1 protein-coding gene is annotated in these 1,039 nt (G+C 54.5%); it reads right to left on the reverse strand.

What is annotated here, in order from left to right; genetic code table 11:
- The coding region (gene tuf, locus HMPREF1024_RS00110; RefSeq protein ID WP_009310136.1) for an elongation factor Tu at positions 1–1,039 on the reverse strand (1,039 nt) is incomplete at both ends.

Genomic DNA, 1,039 nt, shown 5'->3' on the forward strand with positions numbered 1-1,039 from the left:
TTCACGGATTGCGAAACGCAGACCGTCGTCCATCGCGATCGGGTGGATCAGGGTAACAACCATTTTGATGTTGTCGCCCGGCATTACCATCTCTACGCCTTCCGGCAGTTCGATGGTGCCAGTCACGTCAGTAGTACGGAAGTAGAACTGCGGACGGTAGCCTTTGAAGAACGGAGTATGACGGCCGCCTTCGTCTTTGGACAGGATGTACACTTCAGATTCGAACTTGGTGTGCGGGTTGATGGTGCCCGGCTTAGCCAGTACCTGACCACGTTCGATTTCTTCACGTTTGATACCACGCAGCAGAACACCTACGTTCTCACCAGCACGGCCTTCGTCCAGCAGTTTGCGGAACATTTCAACGCCAGTACAGGTGGTTTTCGCGGTTTCTTTGATACCAACGATTTCAACTTCTTCACCTACTTTGATGATACCGCGCTCTACACGACCGGTAACAACGGTACCACGACCGGAGATGGAGAATACGTCTTCGATCGGCAGCAGGAACGGCTTGTCAATCGCACGCTCTGGTTCCGGGATATAGGTATCCAGGTGGCCAGCCAGTTCGATGATTTTCGCTTCCCACTCTGCGTCGCCTTCCAGCGCTTTCAGAGCAGAACCACGAACGATCGGAGTGTCGTCGCCCGGGAAATCGTACTGAGACAGCAGTTCACGAACTTCCATCTCAACCAGTTCCAGCAGCTCTTCGTCATCAACCATGTCGCATTTGTTCAGGAACACGATGATGTACGGAACGCCTACCTGACGACCCAGCAGGATGTGCTCACGAGTCTGCGGCATCGGGCCGTCAGTCGCAGCAACAACCAGGATCGCGCCGTCCATCTGCGCAGCACCGGTGATCATGTTTTTAACATAGTCGGCGTGGCCCGGGCAGTCTACGTGCGCGTAGTGGCGAGTCGGGGTGTCATATTCAACGTGAGAGGTGTTGATGGTGATACCACGAGCTTTTTCTTCCGGCGCGTTATCGATCTGGTCGAATGCGCGAGCGGAACCACCGTAGGTTTTAGCCAGAACGGTA

The sequence above is a fragment of the Klebsiella sp. 4_1_44FAA genome (assembly GCF_000238715.1).
GTDB classification, from domain to species: domain Bacteria; phylum Pseudomonadota; class Gammaproteobacteria; order Enterobacterales; family Enterobacteriaceae; genus Klebsiella; species Klebsiella pneumoniae.